At 63.2% G+C, this 21,688-nt stretch carries 17 protein-coding genes; 16 read left to right on the top strand and 1 reads right to left on the bottom strand.

All coding sequences use genetic code 11. The features are described 5' to 3' along the window. The first annotated feature begins 621 nt into the window (after nt 1-621). The 11 genes from Tam10B_RS02690 to Tam10B_RS02640 all read left to right on the top strand — a co-directional run bounded on the left by Tam10B_RS02690 (nt 622) and on the right by Tam10B_RS02640 (nt 14,742). Entirely contained in the window at nt 622-2,067 is a 1,446-nt protein-coding gene (locus Tam10B_RS02690) for an MFS transporter (RefSeq protein ID WP_093959713.1), read from the top strand. Nucleotides 2,068-2,232: 165 nt separating this feature from the next. Beyond that, complete coding sequence (uidA, locus tag Tam10B_RS02685) at nt 2,233-4,059, top strand: beta-glucuronidase (RefSeq protein WP_093959712.1); 1,827 nt, start codon at nt 2,233-2,235, stop codon at nt 4,057-4,059. Between the two features lie 840 nt (nt 4,060-4,899). Then, a complete protein-coding gene (locus tag Tam10B_RS02680) occupies nt 4,900-5,997 on the top strand; it encodes an SPFH domain-containing protein (RefSeq protein WP_233133549.1) in 1,098 nt (365 codons plus the stop codon). 315 nt (nt 5,998-6,312) lie between these two features. Continuing rightward, a complete protein-coding gene (locus tag Tam10B_RS02675) occupies nt 6,313-6,495 on the top strand; it encodes an Arc family DNA binding domain-containing protein (protein WP_093959711.1) in 183 nt (60 codons plus the stop codon). Between the two features lie 358 nt (nt 6,496-6,853). Continuing rightward, entirely contained in the window at nt 6,854-7,375 is a 522-nt protein-coding gene (gene rplJ, locus Tam10B_RS02670) for a 50S ribosomal protein L10 (RefSeq protein ID WP_093959710.1), read from the top strand. A gap of 122 nt (nt 7,376-7,497) precedes the next feature. Next, entirely contained in the window at nt 7,498-7,878 is a 381-nt protein-coding gene (rplL, locus tag Tam10B_RS02665) for a 50S ribosomal protein L7/L12 (protein ID WP_093959709.1), read from the top strand. 194 nt (nt 7,879-8,072) lie between these two features. Beyond that, the gene (locus Tam10B_RS02660) at nt 8,073-9,620 is read left to right on the top strand and encodes a variant leucine-rich repeat-containing protein (protein WP_093959708.1); all 1,548 of its coding nucleotides are present in this window, start codon (nt 8,073-8,075) and stop codon (nt 9,618-9,620) included. Nucleotides 9,621-9,631: 11 nt separating this feature from the next. Further along, nucleotides 9,632-13,354 (top strand): helicase, encoded by a 3,723-nt coding sequence (locus Tam10B_RS02655; protein ID WP_158214107.1) that lies wholly within the window; start codon nt 9,632-9,634, stop codon nt 13,352-13,354. Continuing rightward, a complete protein-coding gene (locus Tam10B_RS02650; RefSeq protein ID WP_093959707.1) occupies nt 13,351-13,584 on the top strand; it encodes a hypothetical protein in 234 nt (77 codons plus the stop codon). The genes Tam10B_RS02655 and Tam10B_RS02650 overlap by 4 nt, the downstream gene beginning before the upstream one ends. Nucleotides 13,585-13,770: 186 nt before the next feature. Beyond that, nucleotides 13,771-13,962 carry an FmdB family zinc ribbon protein gene (locus Tam10B_RS02645; RefSeq protein WP_093959706.1) on the top strand — a complete coding sequence of 64 codons (192 nt, stop codon included), beginning with the start codon at nt 13,771-13,773 and terminating at the stop codon, nt 13,960-13,962. A 138-nt stretch (nt 13,963-14,100) separates the two neighbouring features. Beyond that, the gene (locus Tam10B_RS02640; RefSeq protein ID WP_093959705.1) at nt 14,101-14,742 is read left to right on the top strand and encodes a flagella basal body P-ring formation protein FlgA; all 642 of its coding nucleotides are present in this window, start codon (nt 14,101-14,103) and stop codon (nt 14,740-14,742) included. 266 nt (nt 14,743-15,008) lie between these two features. Here Tam10B_RS02640 and Tam10B_RS02635 read toward each other — a convergent pair whose 3' ends face one another. Next, nucleotides 15,009-15,632 (bottom strand): 5-formyltetrahydrofolate cyclo-ligase, encoded by a 624-nt coding sequence (locus Tam10B_RS02635; protein ID WP_093959704.1) that lies wholly within the window; start codon nt 15,630-15,632, stop codon nt 15,009-15,011. A 110-nt stretch (nt 15,633-15,742) separates the two neighbouring features. On the opposite strand from Tam10B_RS02635, the gene Tam10B_RS02630 reads away from it, so the two are divergent. The 5 genes from Tam10B_RS02630 to Tam10B_RS02610 all read left to right on the top strand — a co-directional run bounded on the left by Tam10B_RS02630 (nt 15,743) and on the right by Tam10B_RS02610 (nt 21,632). After that, entirely contained in the window at nt 15,743-16,414 is a 672-nt protein-coding gene (locus Tam10B_RS02630; protein WP_093959703.1) for a GNAT family N-acetyltransferase, read from the top strand. Between the two features lie 251 nt (nt 16,415-16,665). Further along, nucleotides 16,666-18,054 (top strand): prolipoprotein diacylglyceryl transferase, encoded by a 1,389-nt coding sequence (locus tag Tam10B_RS02625; RefSeq protein ID WP_093959702.1) that lies wholly within the window; start codon nt 16,666-16,668, stop codon nt 18,052-18,054. Nucleotides 18,055-18,337: 283 nt separating this feature from the next. Further along, nucleotides 18,338-18,631: a co-chaperone GroES gene (gene groES / locus Tam10B_RS02620; RefSeq protein WP_093959701.1), complete on the top strand. Its 294-nt coding sequence runs from the start codon at nt 18,338-18,340 to the stop codon at nt 18,629-18,631. Between the two features lie 384 nt (nt 18,632-19,015). Beyond that, the gene (locus Tam10B_RS02615; RefSeq protein WP_093959700.1) at nt 19,016-20,245 is read left to right on the top strand and encodes a trans-sulfuration enzyme family protein; all 1,230 of its coding nucleotides are present in this window, start codon (nt 19,016-19,018) and stop codon (nt 20,243-20,245) included. 268 nt (nt 20,246-20,513) lie between these two features. Next, the gene (locus Tam10B_RS02610) at nt 20,514-21,632 is read left to right on the top strand and encodes an AAA family ATPase (RefSeq protein ID WP_198947500.1); all 1,119 of its coding nucleotides are present in this window, start codon (nt 20,514-20,516) and stop codon (nt 21,630-21,632) included. Nucleotides 21,633-21,688: the final 56 nt, after the last annotated feature.

Raw genomic sequence — 21,688 nt, 5'->3', positions numbered from 1 at the left:
ACAGGACCCCAACCATCCGTATCGCCTTGTGCGATGCCGCTATATCCAGAGCCCCGAAGCGTGTTCCCTTCCCCACGCTTCGGGGCGTTTTCGTATTCACACCGCAGCCTAGGTTTCCTTCCCCTCGAGGGGAAGGTGTCGGCGAAGCCGACGGATGAGGTGCCGCGCTTCCCGTTCGATTCCGTGCTCCCTCCATGGGCGAGAGCTGTCCGGCGGAGCCGGACTGAGGAAGGGCTCGCGTCCTTTCCGGCCCCATTCCCTCCCACCTCATCAGTCAGCCTGTCGGCTGCCAGCTTCCCCTCAAGGGGAAGCCCCAACGTTCAAAAGCATTCCCGCCCACCCCTATCCCCACTCCCGCGGAAACTCATGGAAACATTTTCGGCGCCATGTTTCCCCGTATAAAGTGGGAACCACGCAGCGAGGCGATATGCACAACATTCATCTCACGCTGCAAAGAGAAGTAACAGCAACAATCACACGTCACGCACAAACAGGGCCGTGCGTGGTCCGACTATCGCTTTTGAAACCTGGCAAGTGTAAAAAGCGCATCCGCACGAGGAAGCGTGGATGTTTGGTCTCCGAAATCAGGCTCTGTCATGCCCAAGGGAGGGAATGAAAGCAATGAGTGCTGCAAGCAATGCCAAGGCGGTCAAGCCGTTCGGCATGAAAGACAAGATCGGCTACATGTTCGGCGACTGGGGAAATGACTTCATGTTCATTTTCGCCAGCTCGTTCCTCATGGTGTTCTACACCAAGGTGATGGGCATCTCCGGCGCCGTGGTCGGCACCCTGTTCCTGATCGCGCGAATCATCGACGCCTTCGCCGACGTCACCGTGGGCGTGGTGGTCGACAAGGCCAAGACCCACCCGAACGGCAAGTACCGCGTCATCATGATGCGCATGGCCGCTCCGGTCACCATCTTCTCGTTCCTGATGTATCAGACCTTCGCCATCAACTCCTCGATGGGCGTCAAGATCGCGTACATGTACGTCACGTACATCGTCTGGGGCATTCTCTACTCCTGCGTGAACATCCCCTACGGCTCCATGGCTTCCGTCATCTCGCCCGAGCCTGAGCACCGCACCAGCCTCTCCACCTTCCGTACCGTGGGCGCCACCTGCGCCTCGCTGATCATCGGTGTGGTCGCCCCGCTCATCATCTACACCAAGGATGAGGCCGGCAACCAGATCATCCGCGGCGGTGAGGGCACGCACATCTTCATGTGGGTCTCCCTGATCTTCGCCGTCGGTTCCTTCCTCTGCTACTTCGTCTGCTACAAGATGTCCACCGAGCGCGTGAAGGCCGAGGATCACTCCGGCGCCAGCGCCGCCGAGGAGCGCAAGTCCATCGGACACATGCTCTCCAGCGCCTTCTCCTCCCGTGCCATGGCCGGCATCATCGGCGCCGCCATCGCCCTGCTGATGGCCATGCTGTTCATGCAGCAGATGGCGAACTACCTCTTCACCGACTACTTCAAGAGCTCCGCCCTGCTGTCCACCGTGAACCTGATCTGCAGCGTGCTTACTTTCGCCATCGCTCCGTTCGCTCAGCCGCTGGCCAAGAAGGTCGGCCACAAGGTCATGGGTGTCACCGGTTCGATCATCGGCTGCGCCTGCATGTTCATCCTGTACGTCATCCACACCACCAACGCCGTGCTGTTCTCGGCCCTGTACATCCTGACCTTCCTGGGCATCGGCCTGTTCAACATCGTGATCTGGGCCATGATCACCGAGGTCATCGACGACATCGAAGTGCACAAGGGTGTTCGTGAGGACGCCACCTGCTACTCCGTGTACTCCTTCGCCCGCAAGCTTGGCCAGGCGTTCGCCGGTTGGTTCTCCGGTGCCGCCCTCGGCTGGATCGGCTACAAGGAAGGCGCTGCCGTGGTGCAGTCCCAGGAGACTCTGGACGGCCTGTACATGTACGTCACCCTGCTGCCGGCCATCTTCTTCGGCGTGATGCTGCTCATCCTGATCTTCATCTACCCGCTGAACAAGAAGCGTGTCGACTCCAACGCCGCGGCCCTCAAGGCCAAGCGTGAGGCCAAGGCCGCTGCCGAAGCCTGATAATCCTCGAAGGGCTCCCACCGCGGGAGCCCTTCCCATTGCCCCTCTTTTTACGTGCTCCCTCCGAGGGAGGGCGCTGGCACGCGAACGCGTGACTGAGGGAGGGGTTTCGCGCCCACACACCTAACCTGTCCATCCACTCACCCCAACCGAAAGAAGACAACGATGCCTTTTGAATCCCTCTACCCCCGCGTCACCGCCACCCGCCGCATGCAGAGCATGAACGGCTCCTGGGACTTCCAGTTCGACCCCGAATCCAAGGGCGTGGCCGAGGGCTGGACCAAGGGCCTGCCGAACCCGACCGACATGCCGGTTCCGGCCAGCTTCGCCGACGTATTTACCGACAAGTACTCCCGTGAGTACACCGGCGACTTCTGGTACGTCACCACCCTGTTCGTGCCGGGCGAGTGGAAGGACGGCAGCGTCGACATCCGCTTCGACTCCGCCACCCACGCCGCCACCGTGTACGTCAACGGCACCGAGGTCGCGCATCACGAGGGCGGATTCCTGCCGTTCGTCGCGCACATCAACGACGCCGTCAAGTGGAACGACTACAACATCGTGGCCGTCAAGCTCAACAACGAGCTGAGCTGGCAGACCCTGCCGGTCGGCGAGACCTACCGCCTGCCCGACGGCACGCTCGTCAGCGCACCGTACTTCGACTTCTACAACTACTCCGGTCTGCAGCGCAACGTGAACCTGCTGTACACGCCGAACGAGCGCATCGAGGATCTGGACGTCGTGCACCACATCGACGGTTCCGACGCCCACGTCGACTACACGGTGGCCACCTCCGGCGATCATGACGTCGAGGTCGTCGTGCTCGACGAGGACGGCGTCGAGGTCGCCCGCGCCAACGGCAAGCAGGGTACGCTCGACATCAAGGACGTGCACCTGTGGAACCTGCGCGCCGCCTACCTGTACAAGTTCGTCGTGCGCATCAAGGACGGCGACACCGTCATCGACGAGTACTTCGACGAGATCGGCATCCGCACGGTCGAGGTGAAGGACTGCAAGATCCTGGTCAATGGCCGCGAGGTCTATCTCAAGGGCTTTGGCCGCCACGAGGACTCCAATGTGCACGGCCGCGGCTTCGATGCGGTGATGAACAAGCGCGACTACGAGGACATGAAGTGGATCGGTGCGAACTCGTTCCGTACCTCGCACTACCCGTACGCCGAGGAGCAGCTGTACGAGGCCGACCGCGACGGCTTCTTCGTGATCGACGAGGCTCCGACCGTGGGCATGTTCAAGTCCACGATGAACTTCCTGGGCGCGTCCGGCGCCGTGGGCAACGACAAGCCGAAGACCTTCTTCGAGGAGGAGTCGGTGCAGACCGAGACGCTGGCCATTCACCGCCGCACCCTCGAAGAGATGGTGGCCCGCGACAAGCGCCACGCCTCCGTGTGTGCGTGGAGCCTGCTCAACGAGCCCGACACCACGAACGAGGCGGCCGTGCCGTACTTCGAGTCCATCTTCGATCTGGTGGCCGAGATCGACACGCAGAAGCGTCCGAAGACCTACGCCTCGATCATGATGTCCCCGGCCGGTGTGGACAAGACCCATCACGTGGCCGACTTCCTGATGCTCAACCGCTACCACGGCTGGTACGTCAACGGCGGCTACGCGATCTCCAAGGGCACGATCGAGATGAAGGCCGAGCTCGAGAAGTGGCACGAGCTGGAGCCGACCAAGCCGATCATGTTCTCCGAGTACGGCGCCGACACCATGGCCGGCATCCACAAGCTGCCGAGCGTGATGTGGAGCGAGGAGTACCAGGTCGAGGTCATGAAGATGTGGGCCGAGATCTTCGACTCCTACGACTGGATCGTCGGTGAGCAGCCTTGGAACCTCAACGACTTCCAGACCACCGAGGGCATCATGCGCGTGGATGGCAACAAGAAGGGCCTGTTCACCCGCGACCGCCAGCCGAAGATGGCCGCGTTCTTCCTCAAGGACCGCTGGACCGCCATCCCCGACTACAAGGCCTGACGCCCGCTTCAGCCTTCTGTCGGTTTGCCCGTCTTCCTTCCCCTTGAGGGGAAGGTGTCGGCGCAAGCCGACGGATGAGGTGCAGTGTTTTGCTCCCCTCGTGCTCCCCCTCAGAGAGGGAGCCGTCTGCACAGTGGTCTGCACTTCTTCGTGCTCCCCTCCTGGGCTGAGCGTTCTCGAGCAGCCTGCGTCCCTTCGTGCTCCCCTCCTGGGCTGAGCGTTCTCGAGCAGCCTGCGCTCCTTCGTGCTCCCTCCTGGGGAGGGAGCTGTCTGCGTAGCAGACTGAGGGAGGGCTCTTCGCAGAACCAGCTCAGACCCCACCCTAAAAATTGGAAAATAATGGAAAGCCGTTACTGCCGTGGTGGCGGCTTCCTTACGATATAAAGCAGTTCGGTGCGAATGACGACATTCACCTTCCTCGATCGTCGTGCCCCGATCTACTTCCCCTGATTTTGTCCGCAATGCCAGGGCGGGCAACAGTAAATGGACGGCGATGCCGCGGACCAGCTTGGAGGCCGGGCCCGAGGCGTCGTCGTCCTTTCTTTTTGTGCTGTACTCACGCGGCCGCGCCCATATTGCGGAATCTGCCTGCGGATCCGTCTTACTATGCGAAAACTTCCGCTCTTTACAGCGTCAAATACCCGTTTTTACGTCGATTTTCGACCATTTGGCGCTGTGAATTGCGGATTTCGTCCTTTTGGTGCCCCAATTCTTTCCGACCTTGTCGATTCAGATATCAAAGTGATATCATTTTGATATCGGATGATCCGATTCGCCGAGGTCCGTCGATCAGGATGACGTGCGTCGACGTGGATCACGATAGGAAAGTGGGTGGTCGTGATGGGAAAGAACGACAAAACCGGCAAAGACAACGTCGATCGTATGAATGGGGGAGTGGCGACTACGATCTCGACTCCGACCACGGAATACGAGGGCAAGTCCGGGAGCGGATGGAAGGTACTTGTATGGTCGCTGATCGGCTGGGCGGCGGCCATCGCGTTCATCGTCGCCGGTGCGACGATGATGGGCTCCGGCGAAAAGGGCGATACGCCGTTCGTCGTCGGCGTCGTGCTGCTGATCGTCGGCATCGTCGCGGTGGTCGTCATGACCATTCCGATGAACGGATTCTTCACGTTGCAGCCCAACGAAGCGCGTGTGCTCGTGCTGTTCGGCGAGTACCGCGGCACGGTGCGCGGCACCGGCTTCTACTGGGCAAACCCGTTCTACTCGCGTACGCTGCGGCCTGCCGACGATGCCGGAGAGTCCGCTGAGGGGACGACGCCAGGCAAGGCCAAGGTCAAGACCAAGGCCGATGCGCCCACAGGAGTCTTGGCGAAGATCTCGCTCAGGGCGCGTACGCTCAACGGTCCGAAGCTCAAGGTCAACGACCGCAACGGCAACCCGATCGAGATCGCGAACGTGATCGTCTGGCGTGTGGTCGACACCGCCAAGGCCGTGTTCGACGTCGACCAGTACGAACAGTTCGTGACCACGCAGTCCGAGACCGCACTGCGTCACGTGGCCAGTCGGTACGCCTACGATCACAATGCGGAAAGCGACGATGCCGCCGCCGGTGAGATCACGCTGCGGTCGAATATCGCGGAGGTGTCGGAGGCGCTGAAAGAGGAGCTCGCCGAGCGCCTGGCCCCGGCCGGCATTGCCGTCGATGATGCGCGGCTGACCCATCTGGCGTATGCACCCGAGATCGCGCAGGTGATGCTGCGTCGTCAGCAGGCCGAGGCGATCATCGCGGCTCGCACCAAGATCGTGCAGGGAGCGGTGAGCATGGTCGACATGGCGCTCAAGGAGCTGGAACGCGATGGCGTGGTCGATCTCGACGAGGAGCGCAAAGCCGCCATGGTCTCCAACCTCATGGTGGTGCTCTGCGGCGACAGCGACCCCCAGCCCGTGGTCAACACCGGCACTCTCTACAATTGACCTCCGCCCGGCTCCCCCCCCCCGAGAGGAGCTGTCGGCGAAGCCGACTGAGGGGAGTCGTCGAACCCCTCGGTGTTCTTGCCCCCAGAAAAAACGCGTTTCGACGCCGAATTCCACGGGCCCCCAACCGCTCCGCCGACCGCGCTAAACTATATTGCTCGTCCGTGCGGAGTTCATCGGCCCGCAATCGATGACGCCGTCATGCTGCCCTCGGACTTGTCCGCGAATCCGCCTGACGGGTGCGCGCCCTTCGCGTGTTCGCATCCCCGGTCCCGATTCCCGTCCCGATTCACGATCCCCGGAAAGGAGACATCATTGGCGAAAAAGCAGTACCCGCTGAGGGTGGATCCCGAACTGTGGGCCGCCGTGGAACGCTGGGCCTCCGATGAACTACGCTCGGTGAACGGCCAGATGGAGTTCATCATTCGCGACTCCCTCAAACGCGCCGGTCGGCTCCCCAAGGACCTTCCGCCAGCCCACACCAACTCCCGTCGCTAGGCCATATCAGAGTGCTCCCTCCGAGGGAGGGAGCTGTCGGGCGAACGCCCGACTGAGGGAGGGATCCCAAGCAGAGAATCCACCGCCGACCATCCCCGCAACACTCCGGGCGTGTCGCGAACTTGCGTCCGTCCGCACCCATGGTGTATAGTCCAAGTTTTGTAAACCACAGACCGTTGGTTGGAGCCGCAAGGTTCCCGAAGATTGCCAGCGCAGGTTGAGAAACAACGCCTTGGATTCAAGGTGCCGTGATGCACACATGCATCACAATGCTTGTTCGCTCCGCCTGTGCGCGGGGCTTTTTTATTGCTCTCATGGCTTTCCGGAATGACTCACGGCCGAATTAGGAAGGAACGCCATGTTAAGGCCCGAAAAGGCTGAGGTCATCGCACAGCTTACGGAGCAGTTCCGTAACGCCGACGCCGTGTACCTCACTGAGTACCGCGGGCTGAGCGTGCCGCAGATCTCCGATCTGCGCGAAAAGCTGGGCCGCGATACTTCCTACACTGTGGCGAAGAACACGCTTGCTCGTATCGCTGCGAAGGAAGCCGGCATCGAAGGCCTCGAGGATCTCCTCAAGGGCCCGACCGCTGTGACTTTCGTCTCCGGTGACTACGTCGAGGCCGCCAAGGTCCTGCGTGATTTCGCCAAGGACAACAAGCAGCTCGTCGTCAAGGGCGGCTTCGCCGATGGCACCGTGTACGATGCCGAAGGCGTTACCAAGCTCGCCGACCTCGAATCCCGTCCGGTCCTCCTGTCCAAGATCGCGTACTCCCTCAAGGCTGTACAGACCAAGACCGCTCAGCTGTTCGTCGCTCTGCCCACCAAGGCGGTGCGCACCGTGGACGCTCTGCGCGAAAAGCAGGAGAAGGCCGCCTGATTCGCATCCGCCTAGGTTCCCTAGGACTGCGACTCGCCGCTTAAATAAACAAAAAAATTTTGGTTGGTCGGTGATTTCAAGACCTTAACAAACCGACCGCCGCTGAATGAAAGGAAGCCATAATGGCTAAGCTCAGCAACGAAGAGCTCCTGGAAGCTTTCGGTGAAATGACCCTCGTCGAGCTCTCCGAGTTCGTGAAGGCCTTCGAGGAGAAGTTCGACGTCGAGGCTGCCGCTCCGGCCGCCGTCGCCGTTGCCGCCGCTCCGGGCGCTGCCCCGGCCGAGGAAGAGAAGGATGAGTTCGACGTCATCCTCTCCGCCGTTGGCGACAAGAAGATCCAGGTCATCAAGGCCGTGCGCGCTCTGACCTCCCTGGGTCTGGCCGAGGCCAAGGCTCTCGTGGACGGCGCTCCGAAGGCCGTTCTCGAGGGTGCCAAGAAGGAAGACGCCGAGAAGGCCAAGGCTCAGCTGGAAGAGGCTGGCGCCACCGTCGAGCTCAAGTAATGATGGCGGCGTGAGCCGCGCATATTACATATGCTTGTTGGAACCCCGTTCCGTGTTCATGCACGGGACGGGGTTCCTGTATTTCCATACAATGTGCAGATGTGCGACGCGTCCGCTGTTCCACCGCAAATAATTCGCCAAATCATGCCACAATAGTGCATGAGTGTCGTTTTGGGTTAGAGGAGGCATGCGCTGTGAGCGATCAGCAATGGCTAATCAGGGTCAATGGCGTCGACGAATTCCGTGTCGATGCGGGGCAGACCGTGGTGATCGGCCGTAAGCCCCTGCGTCCCATGGCAGCGGAACAGGGAACGGTCCGTCTGGACGTGGAGGACACGACCAAATCGATGTCGAAGCGTCACGCTCGTTTCATGGTGGCGGACAATCTCAGTGCAAAGCTCGAGGACACGGGATCTACGAACGGCACGTACGTGGTCCGCGACGACGGCGAGCTCATGCGTATCCCCGCCGGTCAGGCGTTCATGCTGCCGCGTTCCCCCATGCGATTCCAGTTCGGTGACGTTCCGGTGGATTTCATGAAAGTGCAGGCCGAGGACCCGAACAAGCAGGTGACCGATCTGTTCTCGTTCGCAGCGCCGGGCGGTCAGCAGAACGTCGATGCCGCATCGATGAGCGTGGACGACATTCTCGACCTTCGTGCCGGTGAGCCCACAGGTCTGCTCAACACCAATACCGTGCGCAGCCGCATCGATGCGCTGCACGATCGTGCCGTGGCCGAGCAGCTGCGGCAGGGACGTGGTACCGGTGGATTCGTCGGAGGCTGGCTCAACCCCAACGGGCAGCCCGCCGAACAGCCGGCGTCCATCCAGCCGGTGTTCACCGCGAACCGTGCGGCACAGCAGCAGCCGGTCGCCCAGCAGCCGACGGACCAGCAGCAGGCCGTGGTCCGCGATACACAGCCGTTGCAGCAGAACGCGCCGGCAGTACAGAACGTTCAGTCCCAGCCCGTGCAGCAGCCCGCGCAATCCGATGTGCAGGCCGCGCAGAACATCGCGGACGATACCGCGCGCGACGCGTCGGATGAGCCGGTGCAGCCGGCCGTCGTCACCGTGAACCCGAACGTCGGCATCGTTGCGAATGATGCGGCGAGCGTTGCGGCGAACAATGTTGCAGGTGCAGGCGAAGCGAACACCGCAGGTCCCGTCGGCGCCACGCAGCAGGCAACCCCTGTGAATGCAACTCCCACGGCATCCGCGACCGATGAGGTCGATGTGCCCGTCATGCAGGAACAGCCCGAACGTCAGCCCGAGCCGCGTGATCTGTTCCAGGACGCCGCCGCGGCCCGCCGCAGCACCGCGGAACGGGTGAGTGCCCTGCCTGTCATCGATGCGAGCGGCGGCGTGATCGGCGGAGGCATGCGCCCGAACGCCGCTCTGGAGCAGGCCGCGGCCGCCGATCACGGTCCGGCTCCGCGTACCGCGTTCACGCCGGTGTTCGAGGCCGGATCCGTCTTCGAACGACTGTCGAGAGGCGAACTCAACCAGCCCGAACCCAGCATCGAGGTGGACGGCTTCACCTCGGATCAGGCCAAGACGTCACGCAACTTCGACGAACAGTTCGACATGGCCAACCATCCCGAACTGCTGCCGTTCCTGGCGATGAACCCCGCGCTGTACCCTGACCTGTACGCGTGGCTGGAACTGCAGGGCAACGACGACATCGACCAGGCGCTGAGCAACAACAGCGGCTATCAGGAATTCAAGGCCGCCAAAGAGGAGTAGAGACGAACACCATGAATGCAACCGAGAACAAGCTCGAACCAGCGGCCGCATTGGAGCGCATCCGTTCGTGGTACCGCGAGTACCGCAACGAGCACGGACCGTCCCCGGTGGAGGACCTGTCCCAGCTGGAGGCGCGTCTCGACCTGACCCACGCGCATCCGTCGGGCATCGCGCAGCTGTTCGCCAGCGGTCATGTGCAGCTGAGCAGCCTGTTCCGCGACAGCGGCATGCTGCGTGCCGGCCAGCGTCGCCTGTCGCGCGTGCTGGAGGACCAGATCGCGGTGGAGAGTGCCAGCGGCAACGCGCAGCTGTCCCTCGCCGTGGGCGTGGCCAGCTGGAAGGGTTCGGCCATGCCGCTGCTGCTTTACCCGGTGCAGGTGGATCAGGAGGAGGGAGCTGAATCCCTCGCCCACGCGCAGATCCGGTTCACGTCCACCGCCACGCTCAATCCGGCGTTCATCTCGGCCATGCACGATCAGGGCGTGATGCTCGACGAGGATGCGCTGCTCGACTCGTCGCAGTACGCCGACAATTCCCCGGAGACGTCCGCACTGTTCTCCCGCATCACGTCGCTGGTGGGCGATTCGGTGGATTCGTTCATCGTCGAGCGTGAGATCATCCTCGGCTGCTTCATCCATTCGTCCACATTGTTCATCGAGGAAGCGCAGACGCTGCTGCGTCGCATGGAGCGTGGCGTGACCGGCAACGATCTGCTTGACACGCTCGCCGGCAACGACAAGGCCGCCGCGTTCCTGTCGGAGTACCCGGTCTCCTCGTACACGCCGTACGACATCGATCCGCATAACGAGCTCGAGATCGGCGACGTCGACAACGTCACGCGCTACGCCGCGCAGATCGTGTCGTCGGGCGCATCCGCGTTCGTCGATCTGCCGGGCGGGCGCGATTCCGAATCCATCGCCGCCGGTGTGACCAGCCGCGCCATCATGAACGGCAAGACCGTGCTGTACGTGCCGTGCGTGCCGAGTCAGAAGCGTCGGTTCGTCAAGCAGGTCAAGCGTTACGACATGTCTGGCATGCTGCTCGACATCAACGACAGCGCGTTCAACAACGCCATCGACCATCAGCTCATCGCGGCCGTGGGCTTCCAGCCCGGCACGGCCAGTTCGCACTTCGATCAGGTGGCCGACGAACTCGTGGGCGTGCGCACCCGTCTGGCGCGCTATCTTGGCGACCTGCACGGCAAGAACAAGGAATGGGGCATCTCCGCGTACGAGACGATCCAGAATCTCGCGCGCATCTCCGCGCTGCCCACGCATCCGGCCACGCACGTGCGTCTGACCGAGGGGGCGGCCCGTCAGTTGGGCAATTCCATGGACGCGTGGAGCAAGAAGCTCGTGCGCGCCGGCGAGCTCGGCGAATTCGAGATCGGCCCGGAGGACACGTCGTGGTTCAAGGCCGCCGTGTACAGCGAGCAGGAGGCCGTGAACGCCTACCAGCGCGTGGTCCGTCTGCTGGAGAAGCTGCTGCCCGACGTGCGCGAGCAGATCCGCATGGTGGTGGAGACCTGCGGATTCCCGATCCCGAACACCATGCAGGAGTGGAGCCGTCAGGTGGTGGTGCTCAAGAACCTGCGCCGCGTGCTCGACGTGTTCCAGCCGGCCGTGTTCGAACGCGACATCCCCGCCATGATCGAGGCGTCCAAGTCCAAGGCCGCCCGCAAGGCGGAAGGCACCACGATGGGCTTCTGGGAGCGCCGTCGCCACGTCAAGGAGGCGAAGAGCCTGCTGCGTGTGGGCGCTCAGGTGGAGGACCTGCACGAGGCGCTGCTCGTGGTGGCCAAGCAGGCCGAACAGTGGCGCATGTTCGTGCCCCACGGCGGATGGCCCGTACTGCCGCCCAAGCTCGACGACATCATCGACACGCAGGACGCGATCCTCTCCGACCTGACCGCGCTGAACACCGTGCTCGCCACCACGCCCGACGGCGCCGAGCTCGAATCCGTGCAGTTCGCCGCGCTGGAATCCCGTCTGCAGTCCCTGTTCGACGATCATCGTTCGCTCGACACCCTGCCCGAACGCAGCGCGCTCGAACGTGACTTCGTCGCCAACGGACTCGGCGATCTCGTCGATGATCTGCGCAACCGTCGCGTCTCCAAGGACGCCGCCCCAGGCGAACTGCAGCTCGCCTGGTGGACCACCATCTTCGAACTGATCGTGCACTCCTCGCCGATCATCTCCAACCAGGACGGTTCCGTGCTCTCGTCCGCGTCCGAACGCTTCGCGCAGGTGGACGCCGAACATGTGGCAAGCGTGGGCCCGATGGTCAACCAGGAGATGACCAAGCGTCTGAGCGAACTGCTGTTCTCACGCTCCCACGAGGCGAACCAGCTGCATACGCTGCTGGCCAACCCCGCCCGCGTGCCGCTGAGCCGACTGCGCCGCGACTATCCGAACATTCTCACCGCCACCAAGCCGATCCTCGTGGCATCGCCCGCCACTCTTGTGGCGAACACGTCGCTCGGCCACCTCGCCGACATCGCCATCATCGACTCCGCGGCCCATATGAACCCGCTGGAACTGCTGTCGATTTTGGCGCGTGTGGATCAGGCGGTCGTCATCGCCCACCGCGAGACCATCACGTCGCCCGCCGTGGCCGCGCTCGTGCCGTATCTCAAGCAGCTGAAGGTCCGCGCACGCGTCGATCATCGCGACCCGCGCATCTCCCGCTTCCTCGAAGACAACGGCTACGGCAAGGTACCGCTCATGCTGTCGTCGACGCCGAACCCGCGCGGCGGTGTGCGCTACACGCGCGTCGAGGCCAGCGGCGTGCCGTCTCCCACCACCGGACTGGTGGAGAGCAGCAAGAGCGAGATCGACAAGGTGATCGAACTGGTCATCGGCCGCGCCACCGGCTTCTCCATCGTGCCCGCCTCCTACTCGCTGACCATCGTGACCATCTCGCAGGTGCACCGCCAGCGCATCGGCGCCGAACTCAAGTCCCGCAGCTCCAAGGATCCGGGCCTGCGCAAGTTCCTGCGCCACGTGCGCATCGTCGGCATCAACGAGGTCAGCGGAGTGGAATCCGACGACGTGATCCTCACCCTCGGTTTCGCCCGCACCACGCATGGCCGTCTGCTCCAGCAGTTCGGCATGCTCGAGCTCAACGGCGGCGACGCCATGCTGCTCGATGCGCTCGCGCTCGCCCATGTGCATGTGGATGTCGTCTCCTCGTTCGGATCCCAGGATCTCGACGACGAGCGTCTGCGCCAGCCCGGTGCGCAGCTCATGAAGAAGCTGCTCGCATGGTGCGAGCACATCGACGAGGTGAAGGTTCCCGTGCCGGGGCCGCTGCCCAAGGAGTCGAGCACGCTGCTCATCGATCTGGCCGAACGCATGCGCGCCCGCGGCCTGCATGTGGAACTCAACTACGGTTTCCCCGACGGCATGAGCATTCCGATGGTCGTCGGTCTGCCCGGCAAGCCGTTCGTGCTGGCCATCGAGACCGATGACGCCGGATTCATGTCGATCCCGTCCACCCGCCAGCGCCATCGCTTCGAGATGGAGGATCTGCAGGCCATGGGCTGGTCGGTCATGGTCGTGTGGAGTGTGGCCGCCTTCGTCAACCCCGACAAGGAGGTCGACCGCGTGGTGGCCCGCATGGCCGAAATCGTGGGAGCTCCCGGCGTGAAGGGTACTCAGCCGAGGCCCGCGTCCGGCGTTCCGAACGGTCGTACGGCCGGTGCGGGCGCCGCCGGTGCAAGGACCGGCCGATGACCGCCGATTCCGGTTCCGCACAGTCCGGCGCATCCCGTCGCAGGAAGCATCGTCGCGTGGTGTTCAAGGGGAAGGAGCGGTTCGACGCCGAGGGATTCTTCGACGTCGAACCCTCCGACGATCCCGACGCCCTGCGTGAACGAGCCAACAAGTCGCGCGATGACGACCAGCGCATCCTGACCGAACTGCCTCCGCATTGGGCCAAGTTCGACGCCGAAGGCCGCCGCTGAATAGACATATCCTTCCCCTTGAGGGGAAGGTGGCCGCCAACGGCGGACGGATGAGGTGCCGCCAGTGAACTCTCCGTTCGCGTTTGTCGTCATTCCGGTTAGGATATGTAACCGATTGTCTTTTGACTTTGACGTTCGACTTGACGCTTGATCTGTGAAGTCCTGTGAGTTGTGGAGGAGCTACTCATGCCTACGTATCATTACCGTTGCAAGAACTGTTCGTACGATTTCACCGAACAGCAGTCGTTCACCGACGACCCGATCACCGTCTGCCCGAAGTGCGGTGAGGAGCAGGTGCACAAGGTGTACGCCGCCCCGTCCATCGAGTTCAAGGGCCACGGCTTCTACCGCACCGACGGCGCCTCCTCCAAGAAGTGAGCCGCATTCGCCGCATAATTTGATAACGCGACGGTGGTTGCATGCGTGAAATCGTTGCAATTGCAACGCTGATTCACATTCGACCACATTGGTCGCCAACGCTGGCCAAGGCATGTCTTCATCACGCACAGTGGAGACATGCCTTTTTCATTATTCTCATCATCGTCCCGTCGTCGTGACGACACCGTGGCCGCCCGCCGACGTCGTGCCTTTGCCCGCCGTCTGACCATAGCGATATGCGCAGGTCTATCGGTGTGGCTGATCCTGCAATGCCTGATGTCACTGATGGAGCGCGGCCCCGTGGCGGTGGCGTCCGCATCGATATCCCGCGGATTGACGATCACCGCCGCCAGCGTGACCATTGAACAGGTGCCGGTCTCTGCGGTCACCGAATCGGCGTTTACGTCGTCGGATGACATCGACGGACTGATCGCGCAGATCGACATCGCCAAAGGCGAGCCGATCATGAAAGGGATGGCGAAACGTGCGCCCGTGGTGGGCGCCGACCACACCGCCGTCGAGATCACGGTGTCGAGTTCGGTGGAGACGCTGATGCCGGGACGTGCCGTGCGACTGGTCGCCGCCGACCGCGTGCTCGCCGAATCCGCCATGGTGGTGAAGGTACCGGAGCAGGGGAGTGAGGACTCCGGCGGAATCCTGTCCGGTCGGGACGGAGAGGACGCCACCGTGACGGTCGCGCTCACCGCCGAGGAGGCCATGGCCGTGCTCGCCGCCCAGGAGGAAGGCCCAATTCTCGCCGTAGCCCTCGCCGATGGCTGAACTAGGTTGCACGGGCGACCCTCCCTCAGTCACGCCGTGCGTGCCAGCTCCCTCCCAGGGAGGGAGCACAATCCGGTACAAGGACATTCTCTCCGAGGGGCGCCGACTGGGGAGACCAAAAAATCTTCGTGCTCCCTCCTCGGGAGGGAGCTGTCGGGCTGCGCCCGACTGAGGGAGGGAACCGCTCCGCCCAGATGGAAAGTCCGGTGACAAGTCAGTCGCTCGGCCTCACCAGGAGAGATCCTCCCCGTACAGGCGACGGTCTTCTACCGCACCCGCGTAAACCCCTCCGGCGTCAACACCCCGTCAACCGGCATGTCATGCTCTTCGCGGGGCAGTTCCCGATCCACAAACTCCCATGGCCACACCACGGCAGTCACGCCCGTGCCGGGCCTGCGCAACGCGAGCATGCGATCGTACCATCCGCCGCCGCGGCCCAGACGCCATCCGTCATGATTCACCAGCACCGCCGCGGTGATCGTCATATCGGCATCGGCGATGGCCTCGGCGGGCAGGGTCTCGCCCTCAGGCTCCTGCGGTCGGCGCTCGCCCGCGTCGGCAAGATCATCCATCCGTTCCAGCACGCCCCAGCCAAGATCGCGACCCGTACCCAACCGCGGCACCAGAACCCGCACATCCCGCGCCAGCAGTTCACGCAGCAACGGCAACGTGGACACCTCCGTGCCCATCGATACATATGCGGCCACCGTATGCACGCCATCGAACAGGCGGGACTCCACCGCGGCGGCGGCCACGCGCTCGCCGGCCGACTCCCTCTCCGCGGGCGTAGTCAGACGGCGTCGTGCCAGCACCGCATGCCGCAACGCGGACTTGTCGTGCACATCGTCGGGGAGAACCAGACCGGCGGATTCATTTGCAACTTCGCTCATGCCACGGTTCTATCAGTCGCCTTCCACCATGCACGCCCGCCGACCGCATGGCGAACATCCCCCTTGCGCAGGTCTGCCGCTTGTACGTCCCTCGGCGGAACATGGTAGCCATGTTCCGGCTGTTTTCCAGAAATCAGGTGTCCGAGACGGGTAATGCAAGCTTCCGCGTGCCGTCCGCGCTTGAGGCGCCGCAGGGGTTCGCGCCACTGCGACTACGCCCCATGGTCGGCGCGGATTGGGATGAATGGAGCGCCGCCCGCCAGCGCAACGAACAGTGGCTCAAGCCTTGGGATTCCGGCGATCCGCTGCACGGTGCCCCCGTAACGTTCGACGAATGGCTCAGCCGCCAGCGTGAAGCGGAACGACTGGGCCGCGGCATCATTCTGCTGATGGAACTCAACGGCTGCATCGTTGGACAGATCTCGCTGGGCGCGGTCAACTACGGTTCCATGCGCACCGGCACGGTGGGGTATTGGGTCGACGAGGCGCACGCCGGACGGGGGCTCGCCCCGCTCGCTCTGGCCATGCTCGGCGACTGGGCGCTCGCCGATCCGACCGGTCCGCAGCTGCATCGTATGGAGGTGGCAATCCTTCCCGAGAACGAGCGTTCCAAGCATGTTGTGGAGAAAGTGGGGATGAATTTCGAGGGGGTACGGCACAGTTATATGTATGTGGACGGCCGGTGGCGCGATCACGACGTGTATGTTCTGCTTGATTCCGACGTTTCCGGCTCGTTGACGAGTCGTCTGAAACCGGTGCCGGGCCCGACACACCGCCCGTGAGCCTGCGCGTTTTTTCAGGAGGTTACCCTATCGTAGAGTTCATGGATCTGGATTCGCTCGCAAGTGTTGTGTTGTGGGCGATAGTATTGATACTTATGTTCGGTCTTCAGCCGTGGAAAACGATGAACGGCATGAGGAACGCGATGGAGCATCGTCCAGACCGGTATTCCGCATCATTGCATATCATCGATATGGATGATGGTATGCACTTCGGCGACAGGACACCAACTACCGCCGGGAAAGGGACGGCTATGCAGTCTGGGGCACAGGCAACCAAGCTCGATGACAAGCGGATCGAGCATGTGCGCGCGTTGCGTCGTGCCGCCATTCGTCGCCGTCAGATTCTTGTCGGCTCCTTGCTCGCCGTCGCCGTCGTGGTGTTCGTTCTCGCCCTGCTGCTGCATTTCAGCCCGCTGTTCGCGCTGATTCCGGTCGTACTTGATGTGATCGTGCTCGCCTTGGGCGTGCGTGCGTCCAAGCAGGCGCGTGAGTGGGAACATAAGGTGGCCGCGGCCAAGCGTCGTGCCGCCAAGAAGAAATCCGCCTCTGCGAAGGGGGCGCGTAACCGTGGTGCGGGTGCCGCCGCTGCGGCATCGGCTTCCGGTGAGCCTGAGACGCAGACCGCCACCGATGCGATGAGCGCTCAGGATATTCAGGCCGCGCTCGAGCGTGCCAAGGCGGAGAAGATCGCCGCGCTCAGGGCGCGTGAACTGGAACGTCGTGCGCGTGAGGCAGCCGCCCGTGCACAGGCGCAGTCCGTGATGCCCGATGACGATGAGGATGCGGTCGAGGAGACGCCGGCCGCCGCGGCTCCGTCTTCCAGCGTTCCGGCTGCTCAGGCTGCACAGTCCCCGGCCACGATCGCGCCGCGCAGTCAGCGCCGCCATGAGACCGGTGAGACTCTGAAGGCGGCCCGTCAGCAGACTGGTGCGACGGGTGCCCGACCTGCAGCACAGCAGTCCTCTCATCAGGCCACTGTGCCGGTTGCCGGTTCGTCCAAGCCTGTCGCCTTCAAGCCGACGATCAAGGAGAAGCCTGCCGCCGAACCCGAGGACTTCACCAATGAGCTGGAGCGGGTGTCTCCGTCCCACGCGCTCGATGCATTCGAGCTCGCCTCGAATCAGGACCTCATCTCCTTCTCGCTGGGTGCGCCGCGCCATGGCAAGCCGGTCAAGGCCGCCGAGCCGCAGAGCCTTGAGATCAAGTCCACCAAGCAGGTGGCTCACGCCGAACCGGTGAAGGCCAAGACTCCGTCGGATGCGAAGCCCGCCGCTGCTGGATCCGATAAGGACGGAATGGCCTCGCGCTCCGATACGAAGGCCTCCGCCGAAGAATCCCGTCCCGGCCGTCCCGCGCAGGCCGCTTCCGCTCGCCCGCAGCGAGCCGACGCTCGTCCTGCAGTGAACGCCGCCTCGAAGCAGACCGCTCCGGTCACGCCCTCAAGCATTCGTCCGGCATCCGTGCCCAAGGACGACGCCGTGTCCCGTCTGGTGGGCGACAAGAAGGTCGAGGAGGCCGCCGCCCGTCGCGCCGAGCGCAAGGCCGCCGTCGCTGCCCACGCTCCGGTCGCCGCTCCCAAGGAGACCGAGGAGTCCCTCGGCGTAAACGTCGACGCCGTCCTGGCCCGTCGTCGCGGCTGACGCGTCTCTCGGTTTCTCGTCCCATCTAAGCTTCCATCTTTTCTGGCTCCCCTCCCTGCGGAGGGGAGCTGTCTGCCTATGGCAGACTGAGGGGAGTGCCCAATCTCTCTCCGCCCTATCTACGCTTCCGGCAAACTCCTTTAGCACTCAAGTTGGCAGAGTGCTAATTTCGCGCTACCATAACGAATAGCGCAAAGGGACGTTCACCCGAGTGATCGTCAGCCTCTCGGCGGCGTTCTGGCGTGGGAATTGTTCGATTGCTCTTTGAAAGAGGAGGCCCACAGTGTCGATTGCACTCACACCGTTGGAAGACAAGATTGTCATCAAGCAGGCCGCTGCCGAAACCCAGACCGCTTCCGGTCTGTTCATTCCGGACAGCTCCAAGGAGAAGCCGCAGCAGGGCGAAGTTCTGGCTGTGGGCCCGGGCCGTCGCGACGACAAGGGCGAGCGCATCCCCGTCGACGTGAAGGTCGGCGACAAGGTCCTGTACTCCAAGTACGGCGGCACCGAGGTCAACTACGGCGGCGAGGACTACCTGATCGTCTCCGCCCGCGACGTGCTGGCCATCCTGAACTGATCTGATTCAGTCCGACGCCGGTCGTCATGACCGCGTCTTGCACACTTCAAGGCTCTCACCGAATCTTCGGTCGGGAGCCTTTTGCATATCCGGTCCGGCGCCCCACGCCATCGTGTCAAATTTGGGGCGTCAACTACCCGAAATCCACTCTTTGGGGCGCCAACAGGACGAAAATCGCCGCATATTCGGGAAGTTGACGCCCCAAAGAGCAAAAAACGGGTATTCCGCGCCCCAAATTCATCCGTCTAGCCGCCAACACAGCCCGGCATAGCTCAACTCGGTCTTAGATTCTCCCTATTGCCGGTTGGAAAACGCCGCAATCGCAATGATTTCACCGCCCCGTCCCAAGGTGCGCGCGCATCGCCGGTATGGCACGCTGGAATCATGACCTCAGACCTCACGCATCAGGGCATCTCGTTCGACGACAAGCCCTTGGGATTCAACACGCTCTCCATCCATCTCGGCAACGGCGTCGATGCCGAAACCGGTGCCATCCGTCGTCCGATCACGCTCGCCAACGCCTACGCGCTGCCGTACGACCCCTCCGACATCAACTGGTCAAGCTCTGACGTGAACCTGTATACACGCAACGGGCATCCGAACCAGCGCTATCTCGAGGCGAAACTCGCCAAACTCGAGGGTGCGGAAGATGCGGTGGTGTTCGCCAGCGGTGTAGCCGCGCTGTCCGCCACGTTTACCACGTTTCTCAACCGCGGCGACCACGCCGTGTTCTCCGACACTACGTACATCGCCGCCTACCGTCTGCTTGAACAGATCCTGCCAGAGAAGTACGGCATTGAAACCAGCATCGTCGACACGTCCGACCCGGCGAACGTGGCCGCCGCGCTCAGGCCCAACACCAAGCTCGTGCACATCGAAACGCCGGCCAACCCCACGCTCAAGGTGTCGGACATCAAGACCATCGCCGCGCTCGTGCACGAGCACAATCCCGAAGCCGTGGTCAGCGTCGACAATACGTTCAACTCGCCGTTCAACGTGCGCCCGCTCGATCTGGGCGCCGACGTCGTCATCGAAAGCCTGACCAAGTACATCAACGGCCACGGCGACGCGCTCGGCGGCGCCATCGCCACCACCAAGGAACGCACCGACCAGATCCGCTTCACCGCGCAGGTGAACTACGGAGGCATCATCAGCCCGTTCAACGCGTGGCTTATCAACCGCGGTTCGGTCACCTTGCCGCTGCGCATGAGGCAGCACAACGCGTCCGCGCTCGCCATCGCCCGGCATCTCGAATCCCTGCCGCAGGTGCGGTTCGTGGCGTATCCGGGCTTGGAAAGCCACCCGCATCACGACGTTGCCGTCTCGCAGCTCGCCCGACCGGACGCCGGCTTCGGTGGCGTGCTCGCGTTCGGACTGGACACCGACCACGACGGGCACAACCGGTTCGTCTCCAAGCTCAACGTGATCACGTCGGCCGTCTCGCTCGGCCACGACGAAAGCCTGATCGTGTTCCTCGGCGAGGACGACGAACGCCAGTACCTCTACCCGGAGGAGTTCCACCGCGGATTCTTCCGCCTCGCCGTCGGACTCGAGGACACGGACGATCTGATCCGCGACATCGACCACGCGCTCGCCGAATCCGGCCTGGCATAGGGTGTACGGTGCGGTGGCTCGCGTGATTTGGTAGTCCGAACGCACTGATTTGGTAAGTCCAACCGAATTTGGTAGTCCGAACGTGACAGTGCAGGCCGGTTGTGAGCGATCACCCTGTCTCGTTTCGACTCCCAAGTTCGTTCGGACTACCAAAATGTCGCGTTCGGACTCCCAACTCACTGATCTCTGACTCCCAAATCCATGACCGACCGCCATACCGTCGCCACGTTATAGTGGGGAACGACAGACTTTTCGATGACGGGAGCCGATGATGGGGGAGCAGCATCACGAGGATCGATATCAGCGCGAATATCGTGACGCATACGACGACCGCGAACCTCATGACGGCCACGGTATGCCCCCGTCCGACCCTGTCGAGATTCCGCAACGCATTATCGACGCGCTCGCCGGCGTGCTGTCCTGCTCACGCGAAGTGATCGAACTGACCGTGACCGTGCTGTGCGCGGGCGGTCATCTGCTGCTCGAGGACGTGCCCGGCGTGGGCAAGACCACGCTCGCCCGCGCGCTCGGCCAGTGCGTCGGCGGCACCGTGCATCGCATCCAGTTCACACCCGACATGATGCCGTCCGACCTGACCGGCGTGAACGTGTACGATCAGCGCGCGCAACGGTTCGAATTCCACCCCGGACCGCTGTTCGCCGACATCGTCATCGCCGACGAGGTGAACCGCGCGAACCCCAAGACCCAGTCCGCCATGCTCGAGGCCATGGCCGAACGCCAGATCAGCGTGGACGGCGTCACCCGCCGGCTGCCCGAACCATATCTCGTGCTCGCCACGCAGAATCCGATCGAGCTTGAGGGCACGTATCCGCTGCCCGAAGCGCAGCTCGACCGCTTCATGGCCCGCACGTCGATCGGCTACCCCACGCACGACGCCGAACACGCCATGCTGCTCGGCACGCATGCCGGCGAACCGCTGACCGACCTGCGTCCCGTGTGTTCCACGCTCGAACTGGCCGACGTGCTCTCCCGTGTGCGCAGCGTGCATGTGAGCGAGCCGGTGGCCGACTACATCGTGTCGATCGTGCGCGCCACCCGCGAGCATCCCGACGTGCGATTCGGTGCCTCGCCGCGCGCTGGACTGAACCTGCTGGCCATGGCCCGCGCCCGCGCATACATCGACGGCCGTGATTTCGTCACACCGAACGACGTCAAGACGCTGGCCGTCGTCGTGCTCGCGCATCGCCTCGTACCCCGTTCGATGACCGGATCGGTCGCGTCCTCCGACCAGTGTGCGCGGATCGTGACGTCGGTGCTGGATTCGGTGCCCGCGCCGGACGCCGGACGATCCGCCGGTCGGCAGTCTGCACGATCGCCGCGTTCCGCACGTCCTGCACATTCCGCCCGATCGGCGCGCTCCCGATAGGCTCGGTGAACCGCCATGCCCGTCATCCCGCCAGTCCTACGCCACCGCGATGCGCC

It is taken from the genome of Bifidobacterium vansinderenii (assembly GCF_002234915.1).
Lineage (GTDB): Bacteria > Actinomycetota > Actinomycetes > Actinomycetales > Bifidobacteriaceae > Galliscardovia > Galliscardovia vansinderenii.
The sequence above is the reverse complement of the archived record's forward strand: the minus strand, read 5'-3'. Positions and strand labels throughout refer to the sequence as shown.

What these genes read in the sequence shown, in the direction of transcription:
- Tam10B_RS02635 (WP_093959704.1), bottom strand. Translation starts at nt 15,632, where the DNA reads ATGAGCGAAGTTGCAAATGAATCCGCCGGTCTGGTTCTCCCCGACGAT.
- rplJ (WP_093959710.1), top strand. Translation starts at nt 6,854, where the DNA reads ATGTTAAGGCCCGAAAAGGCTGAGGTCATCGCACAGCTTACGGAGCAG.
- Tam10B_RS02650 (WP_093959707.1), top strand. Translation starts at nt 13,351, where the DNA reads ATGACCGCCGATTCCGGTTCCGCACAGTCCGGCGCATCCCGTCGCAGG.
- Tam10B_RS02630 (WP_093959703.1), top strand. Translation starts at nt 15,743, where the DNA reads ATGTTCCGGCTGTTTTCCAGAAATCAGGTGTCCGAGACGGGTAATGCA.
- Tam10B_RS02610 (WP_198947500.1), top strand. Translation starts at nt 20,514, where the DNA reads ATGATGGGGGAGCAGCATCACGAGGATCGATATCAGCGCGAATATCGT.
- Tam10B_RS02615 (WP_093959700.1), top strand. Translation starts at nt 19,016, where the DNA reads ATGACCTCAGACCTCACGCATCAGGGCATCTCGTTCGACGACAAGCCC.
- Tam10B_RS02640 (WP_093959705.1), top strand. Translation starts at nt 14,101, where the DNA reads ATGCCTTTTTCATTATTCTCATCATCGTCCCGTCGTCGTGACGACACC.
- Tam10B_RS02645 (WP_093959706.1), top strand. Translation starts at nt 13,771, where the DNA reads ATGCCTACGTATCATTACCGTTGCAAGAACTGTTCGTACGATTTCACC.
- rplL (WP_093959709.1), top strand. Translation starts at nt 7,498, where the DNA reads ATGGCTAAGCTCAGCAACGAAGAGCTCCTGGAAGCTTTCGGTGAAATG.
- Tam10B_RS02680 (WP_233133549.1), top strand. Translation starts at nt 4,900, where the DNA reads ATGGGAAAGAACGACAAAACCGGCAAAGACAACGTCGATCGTATGAAT.
- uidA (WP_093959712.1), top strand. Translation starts at nt 2,233, where the DNA reads ATGCCTTTTGAATCCCTCTACCCCCGCGTCACCGCCACCCGCCGCATG.
- Tam10B_RS02690 (WP_093959713.1), top strand. Translation starts at nt 622, where the DNA reads ATGAGTGCTGCAAGCAATGCCAAGGCGGTCAAGCCGTTCGGCATGAAA.
- Tam10B_RS02625 (WP_093959702.1), top strand. Translation starts at nt 16,666, where the DNA reads ATGCAGTCTGGGGCACAGGCAACCAAGCTCGATGACAAGCGGATCGAG.
- Tam10B_RS02655 (WP_158214107.1), top strand. Translation starts at nt 9,632, where the DNA reads ATGAATGCAACCGAGAACAAGCTCGAACCAGCGGCCGCATTGGAGCGC.